Source organism: Mesorhizobium sp. WSM4808, from assembly GCF_055811675.1.
Window position 1 is genome coordinate 108,038 of sequence record NZ_JBVVQX010000008.1, and the last position, 24,388, is coordinate 132,425.

A 24,388-nucleotide genomic window follows, 5' to 3' on the forward strand; every position below is an offset into this window, starting at 1 on the left:
ATGCCAGCCGAAAGCAAAGCGAAGGTCATCGAACGAAATCGCGCACCGCGGGTGCAGATCGCCTACGACGTGGAAACCTACGGTAGCCCGACGACGATCGAATTGCCGTTTGTCATGGGCGTGATGGCCGACCTTTCCGGTGCTTCGCAGACCAAGGAAGCGTCAAAGTCAGTGCTGGACCGTTCCTTTGTCGAGACCGACGCGAACCGCTTCCCCAAATTCATGGAGGCGCTCGGACCACGAGTGAAAGCCCGCGTGAAGAATACGCTGCCTCAGGCTGAGGGCGCCGAGCGGGACGAGGAACTGGCGCTCGACCTTACATTTTCCAGAATGGGCGATTTCGCCCCGGACAAGATCGCCGAGCAAGTTCCGCAACTGGCCGAGATCCTCAATATGCGGCGCCAGCTCGAGGAGCTGCTTGGCTTCATGGATGGCCGCGTCGACGCCGAAAAACGCATCGCGCAACTTCTGAACAACGAACCACTTCTTGGCAAGATCGCCAGCCAGGCGCTGGCCGACGACGACAAGGTTGGGGAGTAAATCATGGCCGAACAGCAAAAGACCGCCGCCGTCGCCGCCGAGGCGGAAGCCATAGATCTTGGAGAATTCAGCGGGCTTCTCGAGAAGGATTTCAAGGTCAAGAAGGACGACAGCGAGAAACTGCAGCAACTCGTGCGCAATCTCGCACTCGCGGCGCAGTCCCGTTCCGAGACCACCACCATCTCCTCCAATGCGATCAAGTCGATCAAGTCGCTGATCGCGGGCATCGACAAGATGCTGACGACACAGGTCAACGAGATCCTGCACGCGCCCGAGGTGCGTGAGATGGAAGGCACATGGCGCGGCCTCTGGTATCTCATCAACAACACCGAGACGGATCAGAAGCTGAAGATCCGGGTGATGAACATCTCCAAGGAGCAACTGGCCGACACGCTCGAAGACTATGAAGGCCAGATGTGGGATCAGAGCCCGATCTTCAAGAAAGTCTATACGGACGAGTATTCGATGCTTGGCGGCGAGCCGATCGGCTGTGTGATTGGCGCCTACGAATTCTCGAACCACCCGCGCGACGTCGGTTTGTTGCGTAACATCTCCGGCATCTGTGCTTCAGCACACACGCCGTTTATCGCAGCCGCCTCGCCGCGCCTGTTCCGCATGGACAGCTGGCAGGAATTGCCGAACCCGCAAGATCTCCAGCAGATCGTCTCCAACCCGGCCTATGCCTCGTGGCAGTCGCTGCGCGAGAGCGAGGACGCTCGCTATATCGGCCTGACCATGCCGCGTGTTCTGGCGCGGCTGCCATACGGCACGGATACCGTTCCGGTGAAGGGCTTCACCTTCGAGGAAGAGGTGCAGGGCGATCACAACAAATATGTCTGGATGAACGCCGCCTTCCCTATGGGCGTGAACATAAACCGCAGCCACAAGCTCTATGGCTGGGGCACGCAGATCCGCGGCGTCGAGAATGGCGGCACGGTGCTTAACCTGCCGGTGCACAGCTTCCCGACCGATGACGGGTCGATCGCGATGAAATGTCCGACCGAAGTCGCCATCGACGACCGGCGCGAAGCGGAACTGGCCAAGCTGGGCCTGATGCCGATCCTGCATCGAAAGAACACCGATCTCGCGGCCTTCATCGGCGCACACTCACTGCAGGACGACGAGACGCGGGCGGGGCGGCTGGTCGACCCCGACGCGCAGTCCAATGAGCGGCTGAGTGCCAACCTGCCCTATCTCTTCCCGGTCTCGCGCTTTGCGCATTACCTCAAGGCCATTGCGCGCGACAAGGTCGGCTCGTTCAAAGAGCGCTCCGACATGCAGATCTGGCTGACCGAATGGATCAACCGATATGTGCTGGCCAACCCGGCCTTCGCCGACGACAAGGCGCGCGCCAAGCGCCCGCTTGCCGCGGCCGAGGTTCAGGTTGACAGCGTTGAGGGGCGGCCGGGCTATTACAACGCCCGCTTCTATTTGCGTCCGCATTACCAGCTCGAGGGCATCAATGCCTCGCTCCGACTGGTCTCGGAACTACCGTCCGTGAAGACTTGAATTGCAGCAACACCATCTTGGTTTTTTGAAAGCGGTGGAGAAAGACAATGCCCACAGGTACGAAGATTGATGGCTTTCTAAAAGTTCCGGATATCAAAGGCCCAAGCGTTCGTGATGGCCACGAGGACGAAATCGAAATCCATGGGGTCGATTACAAGATAGTCGCGCCATACGATCCGAATTCGCTCTCGCGCCGCGGCCGTGTCTCCTTGGGAATGATCAAGTTCACCAAGCACTACGACAAGTCCTCGCCCTATCTGAAGAAGGCACTGTTCGAGAACAAGGCGCTGGACGAAGTGGTGTTCTCGGCTCGCCGGACCATCGATGGCGAGACGAATGATTACCTGGTCGTCACCCTCACCGACGCCTCGATCATGGAATACGACCTGTCGCAGGCGGAGGATGAGGAAGACCTGATCGAGGAAGAGGTCAGCTTCGCCTACAAGAAGATCAAGTTCGTCTATGATGGCAATGACGAAATCGAAATGGATGTCTATGTCGGCAAGTGAGGGCCGGCGGCCCGACGCGGACAAGCTGCAGGTTACCGCTGGTTCGCGAGCAAAACGCGAAGCGGTCCAGCCCTCTCTCTGGGACCGCCTCGTAAACGACCTGCCGGGCATGACCTCCGAGATAGACGGGCTGCGCCAGGCCTTGCAGGACGAACTCGGCGCGGACCAGCTGGAGGGTCTGGTTGCGGGCAGCGCGCGGCTCATCGATGCCGATGCGGAGCTGACGGCCGATCAGAAGCGGCGCCTGCACCGCCTGGCCTTTCAGATCCAGCATCGCGTGGAGATGGAAAGCCGCGGCGTGGTCGTGTCGGCCCGCGTGCTCCGGGAGGCCGTGCGGCGCGATATCGAGGCCCTGTTCAACACCGAACGTTTCGAGGCTGTTCCGCTTCTTTCCGATCTCGAAAGCGAGCAGGCAGCGGACAACCCGCCGTCGCTCGCCGATTTCCCGGAGGTGCGCCGAAGCGTGATCAACTACGGCGTGCCCTCCTTTTCGGGCCGTTCCTCCCGCGATTTTGATCGCGAGGCGCTCGCCCGCGAGATCCGCTCGGTGCTTGCTACCTTCGAGCCACGCCTCAAGGAAAGTACGACGAAGGTCACGGTGACGCTTGGCGACAAGAGCGTGGGTTTGAAGATCGAGATTGACGCGGTGCTGATCATGACGCCGACGCCGGAACGCATGCGCCTGCGCACCACGATCAATCTCGACAACGGCTTGGCGCGGACCGAATTTAGGGAGGCCTGAGATGGATCGGGTCTTCGTAGAATATTACGAGGAGGAACTGACCCATATCCGTGCGCTGGCGGCGGAATTTGCCGACCTGCATCCGGCGGTGGCGCGCAATCTCTCGCTCGACACGGTGCCGTGTCCGGATCCGTATGTCGAGCGGTTGCTTGACGGCGTCGCTTTTCTCGCGGCGCGCACCCGGCTGAAAGTCGATGCCGAGCGCTCGCGGTTTTCACGCAGCGTGCTGGATGTCCTCTATCCCGATCTGGTCACGCCGGCGCCGGCAACGGCTATGGTGGTGCTGAAACCCGGCCAGCAGGTCCAGACGATGGTTGCCGGCCATGTCGTCAAGCGCAACACCCGGCTGGTCTCCGGCCTGCAGCCCGGCCTTTCGACGCGCTGCACCTTCACCACCGCCCAGGACGTCACGCTGTGGCCGATAGCGGTGACTTCGGTAAGCTATTTTCAAGATCGCAGCGCGCTGGCGGCGGCCGGCATAGGGCCGATCGGCGGTGTGGCCGGCGAGGCGGCGCTCCGCATCGTGCTGGCCCGAACCGGAAAAGGCAGGCTCGACGAATTGTCGCTCGACAAGCTTGATCTCTATTTTTCCGGGCGCACCAAGGCACCGTTAATTTTCGACGCGATTTTCGGCGCTTGTTCGGCCGTTGGCGCACGCGCGGAAGGCAAGACCAACCTCGCATCGCCCTTGCCGGAACCCGAAATGATCGGCATCAGCGACGACGAAGCCCTGATGCCTCGGACCCGTCCGACATTCGAGGGGTACCGTCTGCTGCGCGAATATTTCATGATGCCCGAGCGCTTTCACTATGCGCGGGTTTCCGGACTGCAGCCCGTCGTGCGCCGATGCGCCGCCGGGCTCGAGATCATCTTCATGTTCAGGCGTCCAGTGCCCGAGCTTGCCGACTTGACCCCGGCCGATTTCGAACTTTTCGCAACGCCGATCATCAATCTCTTCGAGCGTGAGTGCAACGTCATCGAGCTTGATCCGCGCAGGACGCGCCAGGTGCTGCATGCCGACCGAACGCGGGCGCGTGACTTCGAAATCTATCGGGTCATCCGCGTGGAGGACGCCGACACCGGGGGCAGCGATGCCGAAATTCCGGAGCTCTTCAGCCTGGGTCAGAATCGTGGCAGTGGCTGGGTCTACTCGACCGAGCGGCGTCCCCGTCGCGCGACGGAAGACGAGCGGCGCGACGGGCTGACCCGCACCTCCTACGCAGGGGACGATGTTTTCCTGGCAATTTCACGCCCGGTGGAAAGCCAGGCGAACCGGTCGCTGAGGCGTGTCGACATCGTGGCGCTTTGCACCAACCGCGATCTGCCGATCCTCGATGACAATCCCACTTTGACGCTGGAGGCCGGCGACCCGGTCGAAACGGTGCGGCTTCTCGGCGCGTTGCGTCCGCCTCGCCCGGCCATCCCCGCGGCGCTGCCTTCGGGCGCGGCGGGCGAATCGCGCGACGACAATCTCGCCTGGCGGCTGGTGGCGCAACTGGCGCTCAATTTTCTCAGCCTTGCCAAGGAAGGCCGCGGCGTCGATCCGCTGCATGCGCTGCTTGATCTTTACGCCGACCGGGGAGATCCGAGCCTTGCCCGCAACGTGCATTCGATCGTTCGCATCGACTCGCGGTCGGTCATCGAACGGCTGCAGATCGACGGCCCGATGTGCTTTGGACGTGGCACGGAAGTAACATTGCATGTCGACCAGTCGGTCCTGGCAGGGCAAAGCACATTGCTGCTTTCGGCCCTGCTGGCACGGCTGTTTGCCCGGCACGCCGGAATAAACGGCTTCGTGCGAACCCGTACGCGGCTGCTGCAGAAGCAGGAGGATGTGCCATGGCCGATGACGCCCGGCAATCGCTACCTGATCTAGACACAGTCGACCCGAACCATGCCGAGGCGCTGTCCGGGACCTTCGACTTCTTCGAACTGTTGCGCCGACTCGAACGGAGGGGCGGGCTGTTCGGCTATTCCGGCTCGCCAGAGCGCGAGCCTGCAAGGCTCGGACAGCATGTGCGTCTTAGCTTTTCGGCCAGGGACGTGGTTGAATTCCACGACGCGAAGGACAAGGCTCCGGCCAGGGTCACCGTCGCAAATCTCGGCCTGATGGGACCCGAAGGTCCGCTGCCGCTGCATCTGACACGCTGGGTGCTCGATCGTCTGTCGCAGCGCTGGTTCACCGGCGCCGATGCCCAGCAAACCAGCGACACGACATTCGTGGACTTCGTCAACATTCTTCAGCACCGCATGATCGCCCTGTATTATCGGGCATGGGCGGATGCGCATCCGGCCGTACAGGTCGAACGCGCGGTCGGCGGGCGCGTTCGCGCCATGCTCGAAGCCATGGCGGGAATAGGACTTCCGGGCACCCAGAACACCGATCTCGATACGGTGAAGCTTCGCCAGGCGGCTTCGCTCGCCAGCCAGGTCGACGGCCCGGAACGGCTGACGCTGTTCCTAGCGGAAGCGTTCAAGGTGCCGGTTCAGATTAAGGAGTTCATCGCCGCCTGGATAACCATCCCAACCGGGCTCCAGACCCGTCTTGCAAAAGCCTATGCAGGGCTTGGCCGAGGAGCAACGATCGGCCCGCGCGTTTTCAACCGCCAAAGCCGAATCGAGCTCCGTGTCGGCCCGCTGGGGTACGAGGACTTCAAGGCGTTCCTGCCCGGTGGCCAGCGGTTCAAACTGTTCAAGCAAGCCGTTCGCGACATGGTCGGGGAATCGCTCGACGTCGATCTGCGCATCGTGCTTGCGCGGGAAGCCGTGCCGCCGCCCCGTCTCGGAGCGGTACAGCTCGGCCGAACTGCCTGGCTTGCGCGGCCTGTTGAAAGGGGCGATGCTGACGATCTGCGGCTGCGCACAATCGTCGGATGGCAGCCGGAAATGGCGGGGGTCGCGGCATGAGCCTGCTGCTGACGCTGGAGCAAGGGCCACGCACCCAGGCCGTACGGCACACCCGGCTGGACGAAGGCGAGCTGGTGATCGGCCGCAGCGCGGACGCAGGCTGGCAGATCGACGATCCCGACATGTTCGTTTCGCGAGCTCATTGCAGGATCTCGGGTGGGCGAGATGGATATTTCGTCACCGACACGTCAAGCAGCGGATTGTTCATAAACGATTCTGACAGCCCGCTCGGCGCCGGCAAGTCGACGCGTCTTCAAAGCGGTATGCGGCTAAGACTGGGCGACTACGTCGTCTATGTCGATCTGCAGACGCCAACCGCCCAAGCACCCACAGCCGGCCAGCCGGCTCCGGAACGCCTGCCGCCGGCATCCCGGGCGCCGGTGAGCATCGGCCACGACGACTTCTTTTCCGCCACGGTCGAAGAAGAGCCGCGACGGCCACGTCCGGCGGATTTGCCGGACCCGTTCGAACGGCCGGTTCCAAGCGCGTTCGAGCGTGCCACCTCCGGCCAGCGCAGTTCGCCTGGTTTCGATGACCCGTTCAGCCTCGATCCGGTTTCAACGCCTGTGTCGAAAAATGCCGCCTCTTACCGCGAACCGGGCGGCGCGGCGAACCAGGCGGACCCCTTCGGCCCCGACCCCGTGCCGTCTCCCAGCCGGGGAGCCGAACCCGCTCATGGAAAGCCGTCCGATTTCAAGGATGATTTTGGTTTCGGATCGGCCGCGGCGCCCGGTTCGGCAAACGGCACCGGCTCGGCCGGACAGCGCGAGCGCATCGCCCAACGACCACAATCCGCCAATCCCTGGGATTTGCCCGCGCAAGCGGCTGACGTCCCGCCTCCGGCGCGGGCAGGTGCTGCTGCCAAACCCGCCCGCCTGCCGGCAGCGCCGCAACTGGGGAACATGGCGCTCCGCTCCGCATTCCTGCATGGCATGGGTGTCGAGGAAGCCGATTTCCCCGAGCGCGACAGCATTGCGGAAATGGAGAAGTTTGGCCGCGAATATCGGTTGATGATGGAAGGCCTGATGCAGCTTCTGCGCAAACGGGCCGAGGAAAAGGGAAACGCTCGGGTCGCCCAGACCATGGTTGGGGCTTCCGAAGTCAATCCGCTCAAGTTTCTGCCGACGGTCGACGACGCCATCGTCACGCTTCTCGCCGAGCGCAGCCCCGGATTTCTCGCCGGCGAAGCGGCAATCGCCGACGCGGTTCGCGACCTCGCCCAACATCACGTGCGCGCCTGGCGCGGCGTACAGGGCGCCTTGCGGCGGATGATTGACCGTTTTGACCCGACAGCGATCGAGGAAGAGCTGAAATCGAATTCCGCGATCGGCACGCTGCTTTCGGGCGGGCGTAGCGCCAAGCTGTGGGAGCTTTACCAGAAACGCCACCGTGAAATCGCCGAGAGCGCGGAAAAAAGCTTTCTGGGCGAAATCGGCGCTGATTTTCGGGATGCATATGAGGAGGAGTGAGACATGATCGATCGACGCGAATTCATTGTCGCCTTGGGCGCAACCGGGCTGCTTACGGCTTGCCAGAGCGGGCCGCCGAAACCATCGGTGATCACCGTCAAACTGACCGGCGGGGCCGGTATGAACCCGGGACCGGGCGGCGGCGACCGGCCGGTGACGGTCCTCGTCATGCGGCTGCGCAGCACCGGCAAATTCAATTCCGCCGACTACTTTGCCTTGCAGGGGGATGCCGGTTCGGCACTCGCAGGCGACCTCATCGGATCCGACCAGATAGCCGTCGGGCCGGGAAAGACCGCGTCCAAGACCATCACGGTCGAGCCGGACGCGACGGCGCTGGGCTTCGTTGCACTGATCCGCGAGCCCGGCGGCCGGAACTGGCGGACGACCAAGTCAGTGTCGGCGGGATCACAATTTACGGTCAACGTCTCGCTTGGCAGCGGCGGCATTTCCGCCTAACGGCCAGGGCAAGGGGAGCTCGATGCAGAGAGTAGCGGCATGAGCGATGCAAACAGGGTGCTGTGGTCCGAAGGTCTGTTTCTCCGGACCCAGCATTTCCAGCAGCAGGATCGCTTTTTCGAGGCGACGGTGCGCGGCGCGTTGCAGGCCGGGCAGTTGCATACGTTCGGCTTCCAGCAGCTGACGCTGGATCAGGCATTGCTGGAGGCCGGCCAAATCTCGATCCTGTCCGCACGGGGCATCTTTCCGGACGGAACACCTTTCTCCATTCCAGACATGATGGACGCGCCGCGACCATTGCCGGTCACCCCGGACACGAGCGCCGGGCCGGTGCTGGTGGCCTTGCCTCTGGAGCCTCCGGGAGGTGTCGGCTTCGATCCGGCACACGCAGCCGCCTCGGGAGCACGCTATCACGGGCGGGTTGTTTCGGTGCGTGACGCCGTCCAGGGCGGTTCAGATCCTGAAGAAATCGAGATCGCCCGTCCGCAGGCGCTGCTGCTTGCACCCGGCAAGTCGGTCGGTGGCTACACAGCCTTGCCGATAGCCGACCTCAAGGGGGTTCGAGCCGATGGTGGCGTCTCTCTGGACGAGACCTTCCTGCCGCCGACACTGATTACCGGCGCGGTGGCCTGGTATCGGCAATTGCTTCTGGAAGTTGTCACAGGCCTCGAGCAGATCGCCGAGGCGCATGGCAAGATGGTCATGGGCGGGCCTGGGCGCAGCGTCGAAGATCTGCTGATGCTCAATCTCGCCAATGCGGCGCGTCCGCGGCTCGCCCACATGCTGGCGCAGGATGTCTTCCATCCGGCCGAGCTTTACCTGGAACTTGCCGGGCTCGCTGGTTCGATGGCGACCTACGGATCGAGCGCGCGGCGCCTGGGCGAATTACCCGCTTACGATCACATGGCGCCAGGCCCCGCCTATTCGGCGCTGGCGGATGCGCTGCGCTCGCTCATCCTCAGCCTGCGTTACATCGAGCCTAAATCGCGTGCGCTGCCTGTCATGCGGCATTCGACCAATGTCTGGAAAATCCGCATCGACAACCCCAAGCTGCTGGTGGCCAGCCGGATCGTCATCCGGGTCGGCTCGGAGCTGTCGGAGGACGCGCTGCGCAAGATCTTCGTCAATCAGGCGACTGTCGGCTCGGCCGACCAGTTCGAGGGCCTGTGGAAATCGCGTTTGCCCGGCATTCCGCTGAAACCGCTTCATTCCCAGCCGCGCGAGATCCCCTACGATGGCGATCGGCTGTGCCTCGAGCTGGACCAGAAAAGCGAGCATTGGGCCTCGCTGCTCGATGCTCCCGGCTTTGTCATCGGCGTTTCGGGCGTGTTGCCAAGCGAGCCGCAGGTGGACTGCTATTCGGTGAACAGGTGAGATCATGAGCCGCGATGATCCGTTCGGACTGTCGGATGATCGCGAACGCACCCGCATACGACTGACCGGCGCGCCAACGCCACGACCGATGGCGCCGCTCTTGCCGGGCGCAGTGGTAAAGCGGTCTCGCACCCACCCGAACGCGCTTGTCAACGCATTCGCGCCCTTGCTCGAGTTCGCTCCCGAGCTTGAAAGCGCGCTGCCGCCGGAGAATCCGGAAACGTTGCGCACCCGATTGCTCGAAGAACTGGTTCGGGCACGCGACATGGCAATGTCGACGGGATCCTCGATGGAGAGGGCCGACCAGGCAGCCTGGAGCGTGGCGGCGTTGCTCGACGATCTGGCTTTGAATACGCCATGGGGCGGGGCCAGCGCCTGGCCGCGGCAGCCGCTCGTGGTCATGCTGCACGGCGACGTCGATGCCGGCACGCAGTTCTTCACGCGTCTCGACGAACTGGAACGCCATCCCAACCGTGATCGCGAATTGCTGGAACTGCAATATGACTGCATGGCGCTCGGCTTCCGCGGCAAATATCGCGTGCCTGGGCGGTCAGGCGACCGATCACTCAATGCCGTACGAGTGGCGGCGGCACGCTTCCTGCGCGATGCCGACGCTGAAGGCGCGCCACTGTCACCAAACTGGCAGGGCGTGATCGCATCCGACGAACCGCAGCGCTTCATCGTTCCGATCTGGGTTATGGCGCTCGGTGCGGCGGTTGTTGCCACTGCCATCCATATCGGACTCTCGATGGGACTGAGCAGCCAGGCGGTCGAGCTTTCCGCACTTGTGCGCACGTTGCCGCCGCCTGCACGCGGCGACATCAGCCGTACGTCGCCCAAGGTCGATGCCCCGCCGCCGGAGAAGGTGGATTTTGCGCTGTTGCCGGAATTTCAGGCCGGAGCGCCGGCCGACCTCAGTTCCGCCCTCAGCGGCACCGAGAGCGTTTCGCTGGCCAAGCTGATCATCCAGGCCTCCAACCCCGAACTGTTCCAGTCGTCGCGGCCACAACTGACCGAAGGTTTCGAGCCCCTGATCGGTTCGATCGCCAAGGTGATCCTCGCCAATCAGGAGCTGATCGGAAACATCACGGTGATCGGTCATACGGACGGCGTTCCTCTGCAAAAGACCAATCCGCTGTCGACCAACCAGCGGCTGTCCGAGGCTCGCGCCCAGACGATTGCCGACATGCTGGTCCAGAACGGAGTGCCACGGGACCGCGTCCATTCCGAGGGCCGCGCGGCCACCGATCCAGTGGCCAGCGACAACACGCGCCAGGGGCGAGCCTTGAACCGCCGCGCCGAGGTGCTTGTCGAAAAGAGGCTGTGAGATGTTCATCCTGCGCTTCCTCTGGGCGGTTCTGACATCGCGCTGGCTGTGGACGCTGATCGGCATCACGCTGCTTTCCCTGGTCATCTGGGTGTTCGGTCCGATCGTCAGGGTCGGTGCCTACGAACCGTTTGTCTCTGAAAATGTGCGCATCGTCATCATCGCGCTGCTGGTCATCTTCTGGCTGATCTGGCTGATCGTCGCCCAGCGCCGGGCGATCCGCGCCAACCGCCTGTTCGTCGCTGAGATTGCCGCCCCTGCGGTGGAAAAGCCGCTGAGCCCCGGCGAAGAGAACGTCGCCGCCGTGGGTGCCAAGTTCACCGAGGTGATGGCCGAACTGAAGCGCCGCAAGCTGGGCGGCCGCAAGTTTCTGCGCGACATGCCGTGGTATGTGATCGTCGGGCCGCCGGCCACCGGCAAGACCACGGCTCTGCGGCAGTCCGGACTGAATTTTCCGATCGACCTCACCGACGACCTGCAAGGGGTCGGCGGCACCCGCAACTGCGACTGGTTCTTTTCCGAAAACGCGGTTCTGATCGATACCGCCGGCCGCTATGTGCAGCAGGAGAGCCAGCCCGATGTGGACGCGGCGGAATGGCTGGGCTTCCTCGACCTTTTGAAGAAGCATCGCGGCCGCCGCGCGCTCAACGGCGTCATCGTGGCGCTTTCGATCGACGTGCTTTCGGAGGGCGACGAAGCCATCAAGGCGCACGGCCGCAAGATCCGCCGCCGGTTGGCCGAGCTCAACGACCGGCTCGAAATCCGCCTTCCGGTCTATCTGATGCTGACAAAGGCCGATCTGATCAAGGGTTTCGAAGCCTTCTTCGGCGGTCTGTCCACCGCCTCGCGCGAGCAGGTGTGGGGAACGACCTTCGCGCTGGATGCGCGCGTGGATGCCAAGACCATCGAACGCGAAATTTCGACGCTGGCGACGGAACTCGAGCGGCGGCTGGTGCCGCGCCTGGAGGATGAGGAAAAACTCGCCGCCCGTGCAGAGATCTTCCGGTTTCCTGCCCAACTCGCAAGCCTGTCCGAACCGATCCAGGTGCTGGTCGAGGCGATGTTCGGCGAAAGCCGGTATGAAGAGGCTGCATGGCTGCGCGGCCTCTACCTGACATCGGCGACTCAGGAGGGGGCGCCTATCGACCGACTGACCGCGGCGCTGTCGTCGTCTTTCGGTCTTCCGCCACGGCGGGTCCTGCCCGCACCAAGGGTCGAGAAACGCAGCTTCTTCCTGAAGAACCTGCTCACCGAAGTCATCTTCAAGGAAGCAGGCCTGGGTACGTTCGACCCGCTGGCGCAACGCCGCCGCGCCTGGATCTGGCGGGGCGCGGCGGCTGCCTGTGCCACAGCGGGCTTGCTGGCCAGTGCGGTGTTTGCCTGGTCCTACTACGACAACCGCAATGCGATCTCGGCCCAGGCAAGCCAGTTCGAAGCGCTGCAGACGCCGTTGACCTCGGCTGCCGCAAACCCGGCATCGGTGCAGCAGCCTGCCATCGACGGCGCGCTCGAGGCAATGGACGCGGTCTCAAATGCCCGGACAGCACCGCCGGCCGCTGTCCAGGATCTGCTGGGGCCATCGGCCTCGGCGGAACTGGTGCGGGCTCAGGCCGACACCTACGATCACGCCTTGCGCAACGTGCTTGAGCCGCACATGGTGGCCCTTCTCGAGGCCACCATGTGGCGGCAGATCCGCGATCCGGATTTCATGCTCGGCGCTCTCAAGACCTATCGTATGATGACGGGTCTGTCGCAGATGGATCCCGACTACACCCAGGACTGGTGGGTCAACAGCCTTCCCGAATTCGCGGCCGCAGCACCATTTCCAACCGCCGATGCCGAAGAGCATCAGCTTGCGGCCATCCGCCGGATGACGGTCGACGAAAGCTATATCGAGCCCGACCAGGCGCTGGTTGCCGAAGCGCTGAAAACGGTATGCACGATTTCATTGCCGGCGCGTGCCTACAAGCAATTGCTGGCCGATCCGGTAGTAGCCGGGCTCAAAGAATGGATTCCGGCGAATTTCGCCGGTCCCAACGGCGCCAAAGTTTTTGCGCGTCGCTCCGGCAAGACGCTTCGCGTCGGCATTTCGGGAGCATTCACCTATGCAGGCTTCCATGACGCCGTTCTCGACCGGATCGAGGATGTGGCAGCACAAGCGGCGCTGGATCGGGCGGTCTTCGCCGGGGGCTGCTCCGAGAACTCCGAAACGTCCGTGTCGGCGCTGTCCGAGGACATCCTGAAGCTCTACTACGACGACTATATCGCACAGTGGGACAGCTTCCTGCGCGATATGAGGCTGGCGCCGTTGAGCGACCTCAATATCGCCAGTGAGAATCTGAAGGATCTTTCCAGCGCCGATTCAGCGCTGAAACGCCTGCTCACGGCGGTCGTTCAGGAGACCGAGCTTACCCGGTCCGATGAAGCGCCGGCCGACGACAAGGCGGCGGCCAAGGGCGGCTCGAAACTGCTCGGCAAACTCGGCAAGCTCGGCAAGATCGTCAAAACGGGGGCAAAGCTGCTTCCACGCGCGGGCTCAGCTGACGAGGTGGATCTTACCGGCAACCTGGTGGCCGAACACTTCAAGCCGCTCAAAGGTGCTATTGCCGAGGTCGACGGCCAGCCGCCAGCACTCGACGCCGCGGTGGTGGCTCTGACGGCGCTGTCCAACGTTTTGCAGACGGTCACGGCCAATCCCGATCCCCAGGATGCCATCAAGAAGCAAGGCGGCCTCGCCGAACTGACGGGGGCGGTCGCCAGGCAAGCGCAAATCCTGCCCGACCCGGTCGACGACTGGCTCGGCGGTGTCGCCGGCGACACCAGCGGGTTGACGCAAAAGGCGGTCACCTCGGAGCTCAACGCCATCTGGCGCGCCGACATCCTGCCCTTCTGCCAGGCGGCGCTCAACGACCGCTATCCGTTCAGTCCCGAAAGCGCGGTGGACGTCAATGTCCGCGACTTCGCCCGCCTGTTCGGACCGGCGGGCCTGATCGACGCGTTCACCAACGACCATTTGATCAGCTATGTCGACACCGCCAGCCAGCCGTGGAAATGGCGTGCCGATTTCGGCCTCGACCCTTCGGCGCTGGCGGCTTTCGAGCAGGCCAGGCGGATACGCGACGATCTCTTTCCCGGCGGTACAGGACCGGTGATGAGCTTCACGCTGGAACCCAAGGACCTGTCTCCGAACGTCACGCGCGTAACGCTCAATCTCGATGGCCAGACCCTCGTCTACTTCAACAACGCGACGCGGCCGCAACCGATGACCTGGCCCGGCAAGGACGGCACCGGGGTCATCTCGCTCGCCTTCCAGCCCATCGATGGTTCGCCCGAAATCATGCTCAACGAGACCGGCAGCTGGGCGTGGCTGAGGATGCTGCGCAGCGGCCGATTCACCGGCACTTCGCTGTCGGATGTCTACAGCCTGCGCCTGGGGACGAAAGGCATGTACGCCGATTTCGAGCTCAAGGCCGCCAGCGTCGAAAATCCCTACAACCTGCAAATGTTCAAGAAATTCTCATGTCCGCCGCAGATATGAGCACCGGCTTCTTCGGCAAGATTCCGGCGACCGGAGATTTTGTCGCCGCGAACTTGCCGCGAGCGTTCATCGACCGCTGGGACCGGTGGATGTCGATGGAACTGCGCGAGAGGCCAGACGAGGGGGAATTGGATTCGCGTGTCTGGCGCTTCATCGTCAAGGGCGGCATTTTCGGCGACCAGCCCTGTGCCGGCGTCTGGCGCATGAGCGAGGATCGCGTCGGCCGCCGTTATCCGTTCGCCATTGTGCGGCTGGGCCCGCCGCCAGATCTCAGCGATCCGTGGTTCGATGCGGTGGTCAATCTCATCGACGGTTGCGTGGAAAAGCACTGGCTTCAAGCGCGGCTGCTTGAGCGTCTTGCCGAAGTGCCGCAGCCGGGCACCGGGTCCGCTCCGTGCGAAACCGTCTTCTGGTGCGAGGATTGGGAAGTCAACGAATTCAGGTTCACCGATATTCACGATCTGGCGGCGAGCGGGTTGCTCGCGATGCGCGCCCCAAGACGCGAGACAGAGGCGCGCTAGGCCATGGGCAACAGCGTCTACGCGGAAGGCATGGGATTTTTCCACAAGGGAAGCGGCGGTCAAGGCGTCGCGCCCGGCGACGTTTGTCTCAGTCCGCCACCGCCGCCAACCGGTCCAGTGCCTGTGCCTTATGTCAACATGCTTTCCGCCAGCGACCTGACCAAAGGCAGCAAGAGCGTCAAGATACAAGGCAATCCGACAGCGCTCGAGAATGCGTCCGAAGTCGCTACCAGCACCGGCGACGAAGCCGGCACTCAAGGTGGTGGCGTTATCACCCACAAGACCAAAGGAAAGGGTACGTTCAAGCTTTGGTCGTTTGTCGTAAAGGTCGAAGGCAAGGGTGTCGCGCGCCATGGCGATACCATGGGTCAGAACGAGATGAGCGACCCGCCCAACTGCGTCGATGCGCAGGCAATCGTGGATTTCAACAAGGTTCTGGGAGACAAGGCCGGAGTACCTTGTACGGTACCCTACGATCAAGAAAAACACCGGGCGCCGCTGAACAAACCGCACTATGATAAGACGATGGGCGGGCCTTGCTGGGAGTGCGCGAAGCTTCCGACCAATCCCGGTGTCTGGGACACGTTGATCTCAAAGGTGAATGGCGCGAACCAGTACTCCAATGGCACTTTGATTGTCGTCGACCGCAAACGCGGCAGGGTGCACCAGGAATCGAAATTCGCCGAAGATGGCAGCGTGGAGCAAGAAGCCTTCACACCTGATCACCAGCCTCCATTGTCCGTCGCCTGGGCAATGGGCGGATGCCATATGGAAAAGTCGCCGGATGCGTTTCTCAAACACATGGGCGAGACGGATCGCGTTAAACCGCATTGTCGCAAGCATGCGCAAAGCCAGGGCAGCCAAGCCGACGCATATGCCCGGTCAAAATATCCTGGAGCATAGCCAAGCCTGTTGAGAGGGAGATGTGATGCGTTCGTTTGAGGAGATCCAGCAGGCTTACATCGATGAGCTCAGGCTTCTGCAACCGGAACTGATGGAATGGTGGAAGAAGCTGGCAGGCATCAAGAAATTGGGCGATCCGGTTCCGGCCGAGATCTCCAACCGGTGGCCAACCGGCTATTCGGGCCATCCGCGCGTCCTGGCCGTCTTTCGAAACTACTATCTGGAAATCGACGATCTTAACCACGACGCTCTTCAAGTCGCCGGAGAGCCGCCGCCCGAAAAGCATCCGGAAGAGCTTTGGGGAACCAATGACAATGGCGAGCCGGTCGACTATCGCCGCCCGGTCGATCTGCTGATCCTGGACATTAAGACGAAGGCCCCCGACCTGCATAAATTGGTCTCCGGCATCGTCTATATCCCTGTTGGCCTCAATCAGTTCGAGGAGGCGGTGTAGATGGCTCTCCTCACGCTTCATGATACCCAGGCCGGCATCAAGCGCCTGCTCACCGCGATGTTCGATGTGGACGGTCATTCTGGCTGGCACACAACGGACAAGTCGCATGACGAAGCCGCAGCAGACTATCAGCAGTTGTTCGACGCTTATCGCCAGCTCATTCAGCAGGCATACAACGAAGCCGCCCCGTGGTGGGAGGGGACAGTCGAGGCCGAGCGCAACAAGGGTCTCTCGGAGGAGGATGCGCTGGAAGCGGCCTTCAACAATCGGATGGCCGGCCCCGCATCCGACCCGCGCGTTGTGTGGATCGTTCGCGTCATCTGGCTGGAATGTGCCAACCGCAATGCGATGATGCCCGACACGGAGAAAATTCGGCCAGAATATCTCCTGCTTCAATGGCTGATCGATGCCGGCGAGACCGAACTTGTCCGTTTGATCGCGTGCATGCCTTATTGGCCTGTCGGGCTCGACGAGAACGGCAATTGGTGCTGAGCGATGGCATTCAACGTCTGGGTCGAAAACCGTACTCCTTTCGCTGCTGCCACGCATGTGCAGCCGGACGCGGAGGGGCAGGAGGTGCTCGTCGCAATGTTTTCGGCGAGCTTCGAGGCGCCGAAACAGAGCGCCGAGTTGTGTCCTGCCGATGAACAGCTGCCGGTAACCTTTGGCGACGTGCCTTTCGGCGATCCGGCTTTGTCGTCGAACCGCTACGAAGCCGACATCGTTGCTGAGAAACCAGTCGCCGAAGTGATCGTCAACGGCACCGCCTATGCGCCAAACGGCAAGCCGGTCCGCGAAATGCAGGTGGGGCTGAGCATCGGCGGCATTCGCAAAGTGCTCAACGTCGCCGGCGACCGTATCTATGACGCCGGCAGCTACAGCGCGCCGCATCCTTTCAGGACCATGCCGATCGTCTACGAGCGCGCCTATGGCGGAACTGCAGCGGACGGCAAGATGGATCAGCGAAACCCGGTCGGCGTCGGGTTCCACCATGCCCGTTCGGCCGATCCGACTGTCAAGACGCAGGCACCCAACATCACCTATCCGGGAGAACCTTTCCTGAGTCCCTCCGACCGACCGAAGCCTGCCGGGTTTGGCGTGCTCGGTCGCGGCTGGCAGCCGCGCATCGGCTTTGCCGGCACCTACGATCAAGCGTGGATTGACACGCAGTGGCCGTTGCCACCAAAGGATTTCGATCCGCGATATCGTCTTTGTACCCCGGCAGACCAACAATTGGCACAGTTCAGCGGTCGTGAAGACGTATCCCTGGTCGGCCTCACTCCGACCGGACGTTGGGATTTTCGGCTGCCACATGTCGTTGCGCCGTTGCGGCTGATCTACGAGGATCGCATTGAGGATCGCGCGTTTCGGGCAGATACCGTGATCATCGAGCCCGATATCTGGCGCATCACGCTCAAGGCGCGCCTTTCCTTCGTGACCAGGCGCAATGCGCCGGCTCTGCGCGAGATCGTTTTCGGCCATGTTTCGCCGGCCCTTCTGGTCGCAAGGCGCAAACGCAAGGACTATTTCAGTCAAAGAGGCGGCGACGGCACCTTGCAGGACCTGCCCGTGTGGCAGCCGTGAGGCGGCCGCTCTATGTCGCCGGCGCCGGCGCGGTGACACCTGCCGGGCTCAACGCGCCGCAAACCATCGCGGCGATCAGGGCGGGTCTTTCGGCTTTCGAGGAGAAGATCCTGACCGAGCCCTTTGGTGCCGTTCAGATTGTCGCGCGCATTCCTACGCACTACCAGTTGCGCCGCAACGACGGCGAATGGCTGATCAACATGGCGGCGCGTGCCATCGGCGAGGCGCTCCGGACAGGAACGGTCTCTGCCGAGGCCAGCGCGATACTGCTCACCCCGCCCGAAAGCTTTCGCAATCACCCGGCCTATCGCGACATCGCGCCACCGGACTTCCTCGCCGCGGTGATCAAGGCGACCGGCCAGAAATTCCATGCCACATCGCGAGCGATCGACGGCGGCGCGGCTGCAAGTATTTCCATGCTGGAGCGCGCGCTGGAGCTGATGGAACAGGAGGGCGTCGAACAGGTTCTGCTCGGAGGGGTCGACAGTCTCGTCAATGACACGGACTTCGCTCGACTGGGGCAGGCGGGGCGCCTCAAGGGAGCAGACAACGCGCAAGGACTTGTTCCGGGCGAGGCGGCAGCCTTTGTCCGGCTGACCCGCGGCCCGGAAGGGAAAGCACATGTCCATGCGGCCATCCATGGTGTGGGATTGGCCCAGGAAAAGGACAGCGTGCTGTCGGACCGCTACAGCCAAGGCCGCGCCCTGCTCGGCGCCCTGCGCGATGCAGTGAACGGATCGGGTCCGTCCGAACCCGATATCGATTTCGTCGTCAGCAACGGCAATGGCGAACGCTACAGCGGCTGGGAGCAGCTGATCGCACGGCCGCGCTTCTATCGCACGCGCCGGGAAATCCTGCCCACCGCCTATCCCGCCATGACGATCGGCGATGTCGGAGCGGCCGGTGGGGCACTTGCGCTGATGCTGGCAACCGACAGTTTTCTCAAGGGCTATGCACCTGGCCCGACCGCCATATGTGAACTCGCCTCCGAAAACGGCCTACGCGCGGCTGCCGTGATGGCCCGCATGACCCGGCGATAGAGTGTCAAGCCCTCCAGTTGAACCGGTCGCCGCTTTTGGATCCGATGCTTCCGAATTTAAATCCAAGCCGGAAAGCGGCGCGTGACACGCCAGTCGGCGAGTGGCGCGTCGGCCGTCGTGAATGCCGCGCGCACTGCGTCGAGCCGCAATCGGCGCATCGACCGGAAAGGACGGTGACTGCGCCCGCCCCGCCCCGCGTCCCACCATGCCTCGACGCGTTCGGCCACTGGCAGCGAACTGTCGTCCAGATGCGCGAAGTCCTTGCCGATAACAGCCGGGTCGACGACAAAAAGGTCGGTGTCACCGAAATCGACCTCGAACAGATCGCGAAGTGCCGCACCGGCAGCGCCGGCAAGTTCCGGTTCACGCATTTTCTCGATCAGCCAGGGCATCACCGCGCGGTCGCTGAACAGACCGACCGAAGCTGTTGCCAGACCGCGAAGCGCCGGCTGTTCCAAATGCTTCTGCAGCCAGCCCTTGCCGGCCTTCGTCGCAGTCGTCAGCAAGCGTATCTCGATCGCTGCCTCGGCAAGCCCCGGTTCCGTCAGTACGATCTTGTCGACCACGGGGTGGGCGGACCGCGTCTCGCCAAGCAGGCAACATGCCAGGGCCGCCGTCAAACGCTCCTTGGGCGTCTCGCCATCCAGGCCGGCCAGCACCGCGGGAAGAAGGTCGCGTCGCTTGAGCGCGCCGGCGAGCCTGACGGCTCGACTGCGCACTCTTGCATCGGAATGGTTCGCTAAATCATGAAGACGCGGCCCCGGATCGACGCGATGGTGCCAGAGCGCAGAGAGCCCAAGGCAACGCCGTGGCGCATCGTGGGTGTCCAGCCATTTCGCCACAAACGGCCGCAGTTTTTCACGCGGTGTGCGCGCGACTGCGGCGGACAGGCTCGACAGGCCGGCCTCACCGAGGCTCGCCGCGGCGTCGATCGCGATCGCTACCAGATCAGCATCGCCCCAATGCAATGCCAGCGTGCCAAGCGCGAAAAGCTCCCCCGGCTCGGCATAGTCTGTGAAACGGGCCTGGGCCGCATCCCAGCCGGCCTTGCCGGCAGCCATGAGCCCTTCGATGTTCGCGTCGAGACGCTGGTCAATGCGGCCGATGTCCGTCTCATCGAGAATTGAACCATCGATTTCCCGGCGGCGGCGAAGCCAGAGGAAAGCGGCATCTTCGGCATGCTGATCCACGATCGCCGCAATGGTCGCGATGCTGTGCATCGGCAATGCCTCAATTGAGATGCACGGCCCCGCCGCGAATACGGTTGGTCCCGCTGGCCTGGCTCGTCAACTGGCTGCCGCGAATGGTCACGCGGCCATTCTTTTCCAGAATGATCGACGCAAGGCCGCAGCGCAGTTCTATGCGCTCGTCTCCGGTGATGACGACACGGTCGCCTTCGCGAGCGACTTTCAGCTCCTTGTTCTTGTGCGCCGGATCGACGATGCGTCCAACGACCAACGGTCGCGTGGGATCACCCTCCTCGAACAGAAGGGCCAGTTCTGACCCGATCGCCGAAATGTCCAGTTCGGTCAGGCTGCGCGCCGCAATCGCCGTCTCGTGCGGATTGCCTACGAAGACAACAAGCGGCGCCCCGCCCTCGAAACCGATCAGCAGGCCGATCACGACGCCGTCGATACGATCCAGCACTTCCATGATGACGCCCTCAGTTGTTGTTGATGGTGCTTCCCTTGACGATCACGTCGCCGTCGGCCTTGACGGTAATCTTGCCGCTGCCCTTGAGCGTTATGTCCTTGCCGTCGGCAACAATGGTGCCGTCCTTTTTCATCGTGATCGACGCCGAGCCGCATTTGAGTGTGATCGAGTCACCCGCCTCGATCACCAGGTTCTTGCCGACCTTGATCGAGCTGTCGTCCGCAATCTGGATTCCGCTGCCCTTGCCGACCTTGAGCGCGTGCCCGCCTCCGACATCGGTTGCGTCGTCAGCGCCGATTTTTGCCGACCTGCCTTTGCCGATTTGCGACGACTGCGCGCCGCCGATGGCGAAACTCTGGTCCGCCCCGACTTTCACGCTCTGCGCGGCGGCGATTGTCCAATTGTCCGCCGCTCCGATGGTGTGAGTCTGTCCGGCCCCCACTGTCACCGAGCGCGATGCGCCGATCTGATTCGTCTGAACGGCGCCAACGCTTCGGGTTTCCGCCGCGCCCACTGAATCCACTCGCGCCGCGCCCACGGTGATCGTCTGGATCAACCCGACGGTCTGCGTGTGATTGGACCCGATCGTCTCCGTCGAGTTCGCCCCGATGCCGATCGTTTCGTTCGAGCCGACCGTCAGCGAGCGGTTGACGCCCACCGTCTCGGTATCGTTCTTGCCGATGTCGGTGGTCTGGTCGACGCCGACCTTGACCGTCTTGTTGTTGCCGACGTCCTCGTCGAGGTTGTGGCCGACGGAATGCTTGGCGTCGTGGTCGATGCGGTCCGACTGATCGTGCTGCACCAGCTTGGTGCGGTCATGCTTGATCAGAAGGTTGTGATCCTTCTGCGCCTGGAAATTGACCAGTTCGGAGCCGGCCTTGTCCTCGAACATCAGCTCGTTGTAGCCACCGCCGCCGAGCGAGGAGTTCGACTTCCAGCCGGATTGCGTGGCATTCGCCGGCAACCCGTATGGCGGCATCTGCGAGGCATTGTAGACCCGGCCGGTGATGATCGGCAGGTCAGGGTCGCCTTCGATGAAGTCGACGATCACCTCCTGGCCAATGCGCGGTATCTGGATGAAGCCCCAGCCGCTGCCGGCCCAGGTCTGTGAGACCCGCACGAAACAGGAGCTGTTCTCGTCCTTCTTGCCCAGGCGATCCCAGTGGAATTGCACCTTCACCCGGGCGTATTTGTCGGTGAATATTTCCTGGCCTGACGGACCGACCACCGTTGCCGTCTGCGGCCCACGCATGATCGGCCGTGGCGTGATCCGCGGCGGACGATAGGGCAAGGCGGTCGGGGCCACGCCGAGAATCACCTTGAAGTTCTCGCTGTCGACGTCGGCATGGCTTCTGTATCCCGGATCGAACAGCCTGTATTCGGCACTGACCACCAGATACTCCTGGTTCTGGTCCTCGCGCGGAAAGCCATCCAGCTTGAACGTACAGCCCGAAAACAGGCCGCGCACGGTGCCGACCGCGGCGATGCGCTGGTGGACGGCCTGGATTTCCTCGCGCCGGATCGCGGCCAGGTTGTCGCCCCGGCCGACTTCGAGATGCGCGCCGGGCTGGCGATAGTTTTCGCCGGCGGCCAGTTTGTGGCTGAACGGCTGGGCCGATTTGGCCATAAGGTCGGCGCCCGGCTTCTTGAAGTCATAGTCGGTGTGGGCATAGGCGCCCGGGCGCACCGAACTGCCCGGGATCCATTCGGTGATGTATTCGACATCGCGCCGGGAGCCCTGCCCTTCAAAATGATAGGGTACTTTCTCGTAGCCCGGCGCGGGCTTCAGCTTGCTTATCGCATCGGTCAGCACAAGCGTGTGTTTGCCCTCGTCATGCTCGAAAAAATACAGGATGCCTTCATGCTCAAGCAGCCGTTGGACGAAATCCAGATCGGTCTCGTCATATTGCACACAGTATTCGCGCGGAGGGTAGGATCCCTGCAGACGCAGATCGAATTCCGCCGTGCTGTATTTCTTGAAAACGTCCTTGACGATGTCGACGACGCTCTTGTTCTGGAAAATACGGCAATCGGTGGTGTTGCCGAGAAACCAGAGCCATGGCCTGACGACCGCTTCGTAGTAGGCCAGCCGATCCTCGATGCGGGTCAGGCGAAACTCGGACACGAGGCCGCTGAACCAACGTTTCGGATCGGATTCACCTTCGACCGAAACGACGCCCCCCAGCATCTTCAACGGATCGACATCGGGGCTGGGGCTGACGAACCCGACCGTATAAGCCAAACAACGGCTGATCTCATCGCGACCGACAAGATGCGTGAAGGTCAACAGATCGGCGCCAACCGGTGTCTGCACAAGCGTGGCACGTTCGTTCGGCATGGGTCGTGCCCCTCCTGGACGCGGCCGCCGGCGCGGTGGATTTGAAGTTCCCACATCCGTCCAGGAACTTTCTAGGCCCGCCGCACCAGACTATGTTGAGCCTACCACATGTTGTCCGGCCGACCAAAGAGGATGCACAGCGGAAAACCTTGCCCTATCGATGCATCGGCTCGAAACGCCGCTGTCCTGTGGGATGTGCAAACTGCTAGAATGTGGAGTATCGATCAGCGTTCGACGGCGATCCTCGATGTATATCAGTCTGCAAATCAACAATGTCGACGCCCTGCCTGCGGGCATCTCGACCGGTTACGCGGCGCGCGATCGCAGCTTCGAAATCGGTCGTGAGGCTTGTGATTGGACCTTGCCGGACCCCGACAAGTTCATCTCCGGCCGGCATTGCGAGGTTCGCTACGAGGCAGGCGCTTTCTGGCTGCACGATGTCTCGCGCAACGGAACCTACATCAACGGATCGAGCCAGCGCATGACCGGCCCGCATCGGCTGAGCCATGGCGACCGGGTGCTGATCGGCCGCTATGTCATCTTTGTATCGATCGACGATGAGCGCGCCACGACAGGCCATATCAGTTCGACACAACGAGAAATGCCGGCCGCGACAGGCCGGCCGCTCGAATTCGCCGCCGAGCCGTTCTTCACTCCTTCGGAGCAACAGTCCGGGCAGCGGGTTCCGGCTCCGGCGTTCTCGTCGCAACCGCCTCTCCCCTCGACCAGAGACGAAGTGCTGCGGGAAATCGCGATCGCGGCCGGCATCTCGCCGGAATTGCTTCAATCGCGCGATCCGCATGAAGTTGCCGCCGAAATCGGCACGGTCCTGCGGACTGTGGTCGAGGAACTGACCATGCTTTTGAAAGCGCGCGCGGCCGCGAAAATACTGGCCAAGAGCACACAACGGACGATGATCAGCGCCGCCGACAACAACCCCCTGAAGTTCGTCCCGGGAACCGACGACATCCTCGAAATCATGTTCGCCCGCCGCAGGGCCGGCTATCTGGATGCCAGGCGCAGCATCGAAGATGCATTCCGCGATCTCAAAACGCACGAATTCGCCACCTATGCCGCCATGCAAGCTGCGCTGTCGCGGCTGCTCGACGATCTGTCGCCCGAGGCGATCGGAAAGAAACTCCCCCCCACATCGTTCTCGTCGAAGAAAAGCCAGGCCTGGGACGCTTTTGTCGCGACCTGGCGAACCATGGAGGAAGCCCACGAGAACGGCATGCTGGACATATTCCTGGCCTATTTCAGCGAGGCCTATGCCAAGGCCGACAAGCAGAAATAGACAGGCCCAAAGGGGGATGCGAGGCTGAAGTCGACGAAGAAAACCTCTTTGGTGCGCGGCATCCGGTTCCAATCGCGAGTTTGTGAGATTACGATCGCATACGACAATTCGCTAAGCGGCTAAGGCTGATCGACCTGGGGGTCTGCGGCAAATGTCATCTTTCGGCGGGATAGTAAGATATGGCCTACCTTCCTCCGGACACGGTCAGGGTCGGCAGGGGTTGCGTTTCC

The 24,388-nt window shown here is 62.6% G+C and carries 21 protein-coding genes; 18 read left to right on the top strand and 3 right to left on the bottom strand.

What is annotated here, in order from left to right; translation table 11 throughout:
* Genes tssB through AC0L2U_RS16470 form a run of 17 tightly spaced genes read left to right on the top strand, consistent with a single transcriptional unit; the run spans position 1 to position 18,873 of the window.
* Positions 1–540, top strand: a complete 540-nt coding sequence (gene tssB, locus AC0L2U_RS16390; RefSeq protein ID WP_128287451.1) for a type VI secretion system contractile sheath small subunit — start codon at positions 1–3, stop codon at positions 538–540.
* A 3-nt stretch (positions 541–543) separates the two neighbouring features.
* Entirely contained in the window at positions 544–2,049 is a 1,506-nt protein-coding gene (gene tssC / locus AC0L2U_RS16395; RefSeq protein ID WP_023809141.1) for a type VI secretion system contractile sheath large subunit, read from the top strand.
* A gap of 47 nt (positions 2,050–2,096) precedes the next feature.
* On the top strand, positions 2,097–2,558 hold the full coding sequence (locus AC0L2U_RS16400) for an Hcp family type VI secretion system effector (protein ID WP_027035516.1): 462 nt from the start codon (positions 2,097–2,099) through the stop codon (positions 2,556–2,558).
* Positions 2,545–3,300, top strand: coding sequence for a type VI secretion system baseplate subunit TssE (tssE, locus tag AC0L2U_RS16405; RefSeq protein WP_128287450.1), 756 nt, complete (start codon positions 2,545–2,547; stop codon positions 3,298–3,300). The genes AC0L2U_RS16400 and tssE overlap by 14 nt, the downstream gene beginning before the upstream one ends.
* A 1-nt stretch (position 3,301) precedes the next feature.
* Complete coding sequence (tssF, locus tag AC0L2U_RS16410; protein ID WP_473602214.1) at positions 3,302–5,176, top strand: type VI secretion system baseplate subunit TssF; 1,875 nt, start codon at positions 3,302–3,304, stop codon at positions 5,174–5,176.
* Entirely contained in the window at positions 5,140–6,207 is a 1,068-nt protein-coding gene (gene tssG, locus AC0L2U_RS16415) for a type VI secretion system baseplate subunit TssG (RefSeq protein WP_127380217.1), read from the top strand. The genes tssF and tssG overlap by 37 nt, the downstream gene beginning before the upstream one ends.
* Positions 6,204–7,676, top strand: coding sequence for a type VI secretion system-associated FHA domain protein TagH (gene tagH, locus AC0L2U_RS16420; protein WP_473602215.1), 1,473 nt, complete (start codon positions 6,204–6,206; stop codon positions 7,674–7,676). The genes tssG and tagH (AC0L2U_RS16420) overlap by 4 nt, the downstream gene beginning before the upstream one ends.
* Before the next feature lie 3 nt (positions 7,677–7,679).
* Positions 7,680–8,132: a type VI secretion system lipoprotein TssJ gene (tssJ, locus tag AC0L2U_RS16425; RefSeq protein ID WP_023809147.1), complete on the top strand. Its 453-nt coding sequence runs from the start codon at positions 7,680–7,682 to the stop codon at positions 8,130–8,132.
* 39 nt (positions 8,133–8,171) lie between these two features.
* Complete coding sequence (tssK, locus tag AC0L2U_RS16430; RefSeq protein WP_023809148.1) at positions 8,172–9,506, top strand: type VI secretion system baseplate subunit TssK; 1,335 nt, start codon at positions 8,172–8,174, stop codon at positions 9,504–9,506.
* Positions 9,507–9,510: 4 nt separating this feature from the next.
* A complete protein-coding gene (icmH, locus tag AC0L2U_RS16435) occupies positions 9,511–10,833 on the top strand; it encodes a type IVB secretion system protein IcmH/DotU (RefSeq protein WP_128287447.1) in 1,323 nt (440 codons plus the stop codon).
* Position 10,834: 1 nt separating this feature from the next.
* The gene (tssM, locus tag AC0L2U_RS16440) at positions 10,835–14,371 is read left to right on the top strand and encodes a type VI secretion system membrane subunit TssM (protein WP_473602216.1); all 3,537 of its coding nucleotides are present in this window, start codon (positions 10,835–10,837) and stop codon (positions 14,369–14,371) included.
* Positions 14,368–14,892 (top strand): type VI secretion system-associated protein TagF, encoded by a 525-nt coding sequence (gene tagF, locus AC0L2U_RS16445; RefSeq protein WP_473602218.1) that lies wholly within the window; start codon positions 14,368–14,370, stop codon positions 14,890–14,892. Before tssM ends, tagF begins: the two co-directional genes overlap by 4 nt.
* Before the next feature lie 3 nt (positions 14,893–14,895).
* Positions 14,896–15,795, top strand: coding sequence for a DUF4150 domain-containing protein (locus AC0L2U_RS16450; RefSeq protein ID WP_128287444.1), 900 nt, complete (start codon positions 14,896–14,898; stop codon positions 15,793–15,795).
* A gap of 25 nt (positions 15,796–15,820) precedes the next feature.
* Positions 15,821–16,249 (top strand): hypothetical protein, encoded by a 429-nt coding sequence (locus AC0L2U_RS16455; protein WP_128287443.1) that lies wholly within the window; start codon positions 15,821–15,823, stop codon positions 16,247–16,249.
* Positions 16,250–16,741, top strand: a complete 492-nt coding sequence (locus AC0L2U_RS16460) for a hypothetical protein (RefSeq protein WP_128287442.1) — start codon at positions 16,250–16,252, stop codon at positions 16,739–16,741.
* A gap of 3 nt (positions 16,742–16,744) precedes the next feature.
* On the top strand, positions 16,745–17,833 hold the full coding sequence (locus AC0L2U_RS16465; RefSeq protein ID WP_128287441.1) for a DUF2169 family type VI secretion system accessory protein: 1,089 nt from the start codon (positions 16,745–16,747) through the stop codon (positions 17,831–17,833).
* A complete protein-coding gene (locus AC0L2U_RS16470) occupies positions 17,821–18,873 on the top strand; it encodes a hypothetical protein (RefSeq protein ID WP_128287440.1) in 1,053 nt (350 codons plus the stop codon). Before AC0L2U_RS16465 ends, AC0L2U_RS16470 begins: the two co-directional genes overlap by 13 nt.
* A gap of 56 nt (positions 18,874–18,929) precedes the next feature.
* Here AC0L2U_RS16470 and AC0L2U_RS16475 read toward each other — a convergent pair whose 3' ends face one another.
* The 3 genes from AC0L2U_RS16475 to AC0L2U_RS16485 are packed head-to-tail and all read right to left on the bottom strand — an operon-like array spanning position 18,930 to position 22,864.
* Positions 18,930–20,093, bottom strand: a complete 1,164-nt coding sequence (locus AC0L2U_RS16475; RefSeq protein ID WP_473602219.1) for a hypothetical protein — start codon at positions 20,091–20,093, stop codon at positions 18,930–18,932.
* 10 nt (positions 20,094–20,103) lie between these two features.
* A complete protein-coding gene (locus tag AC0L2U_RS16480; protein WP_127383510.1) occupies positions 20,104–20,529 on the bottom strand; it encodes a DUF6484 domain-containing protein in 426 nt (141 codons plus the stop codon).
* 7 nt (positions 20,530–20,536) lie between these two features.
* Positions 20,537–22,864 carry a type VI secretion system Vgr family protein gene (locus AC0L2U_RS16485; RefSeq protein ID WP_128287438.1) on the bottom strand — a complete coding sequence of 776 codons (2,328 nt, stop codon included), beginning with the start codon at positions 22,862–22,864 and terminating at the stop codon, positions 20,537–20,539.
* Positions 22,865–23,111: 247 nt separating this feature from the next.
* On the opposite strand from AC0L2U_RS16485, the gene tagH (AC0L2U_RS16490) reads away from it, so the two are divergent.
* The gene (tagH, locus tag AC0L2U_RS16490) at positions 23,112–24,158 is read left to right on the top strand and encodes a type VI secretion system-associated FHA domain protein TagH (RefSeq protein ID WP_473602220.1); all 1,047 of its coding nucleotides are present in this window, start codon (positions 23,112–23,114) and stop codon (positions 24,156–24,158) included.
* The last annotated feature ends 230 nt before the right edge of the window (positions 24,159–24,388 follow it).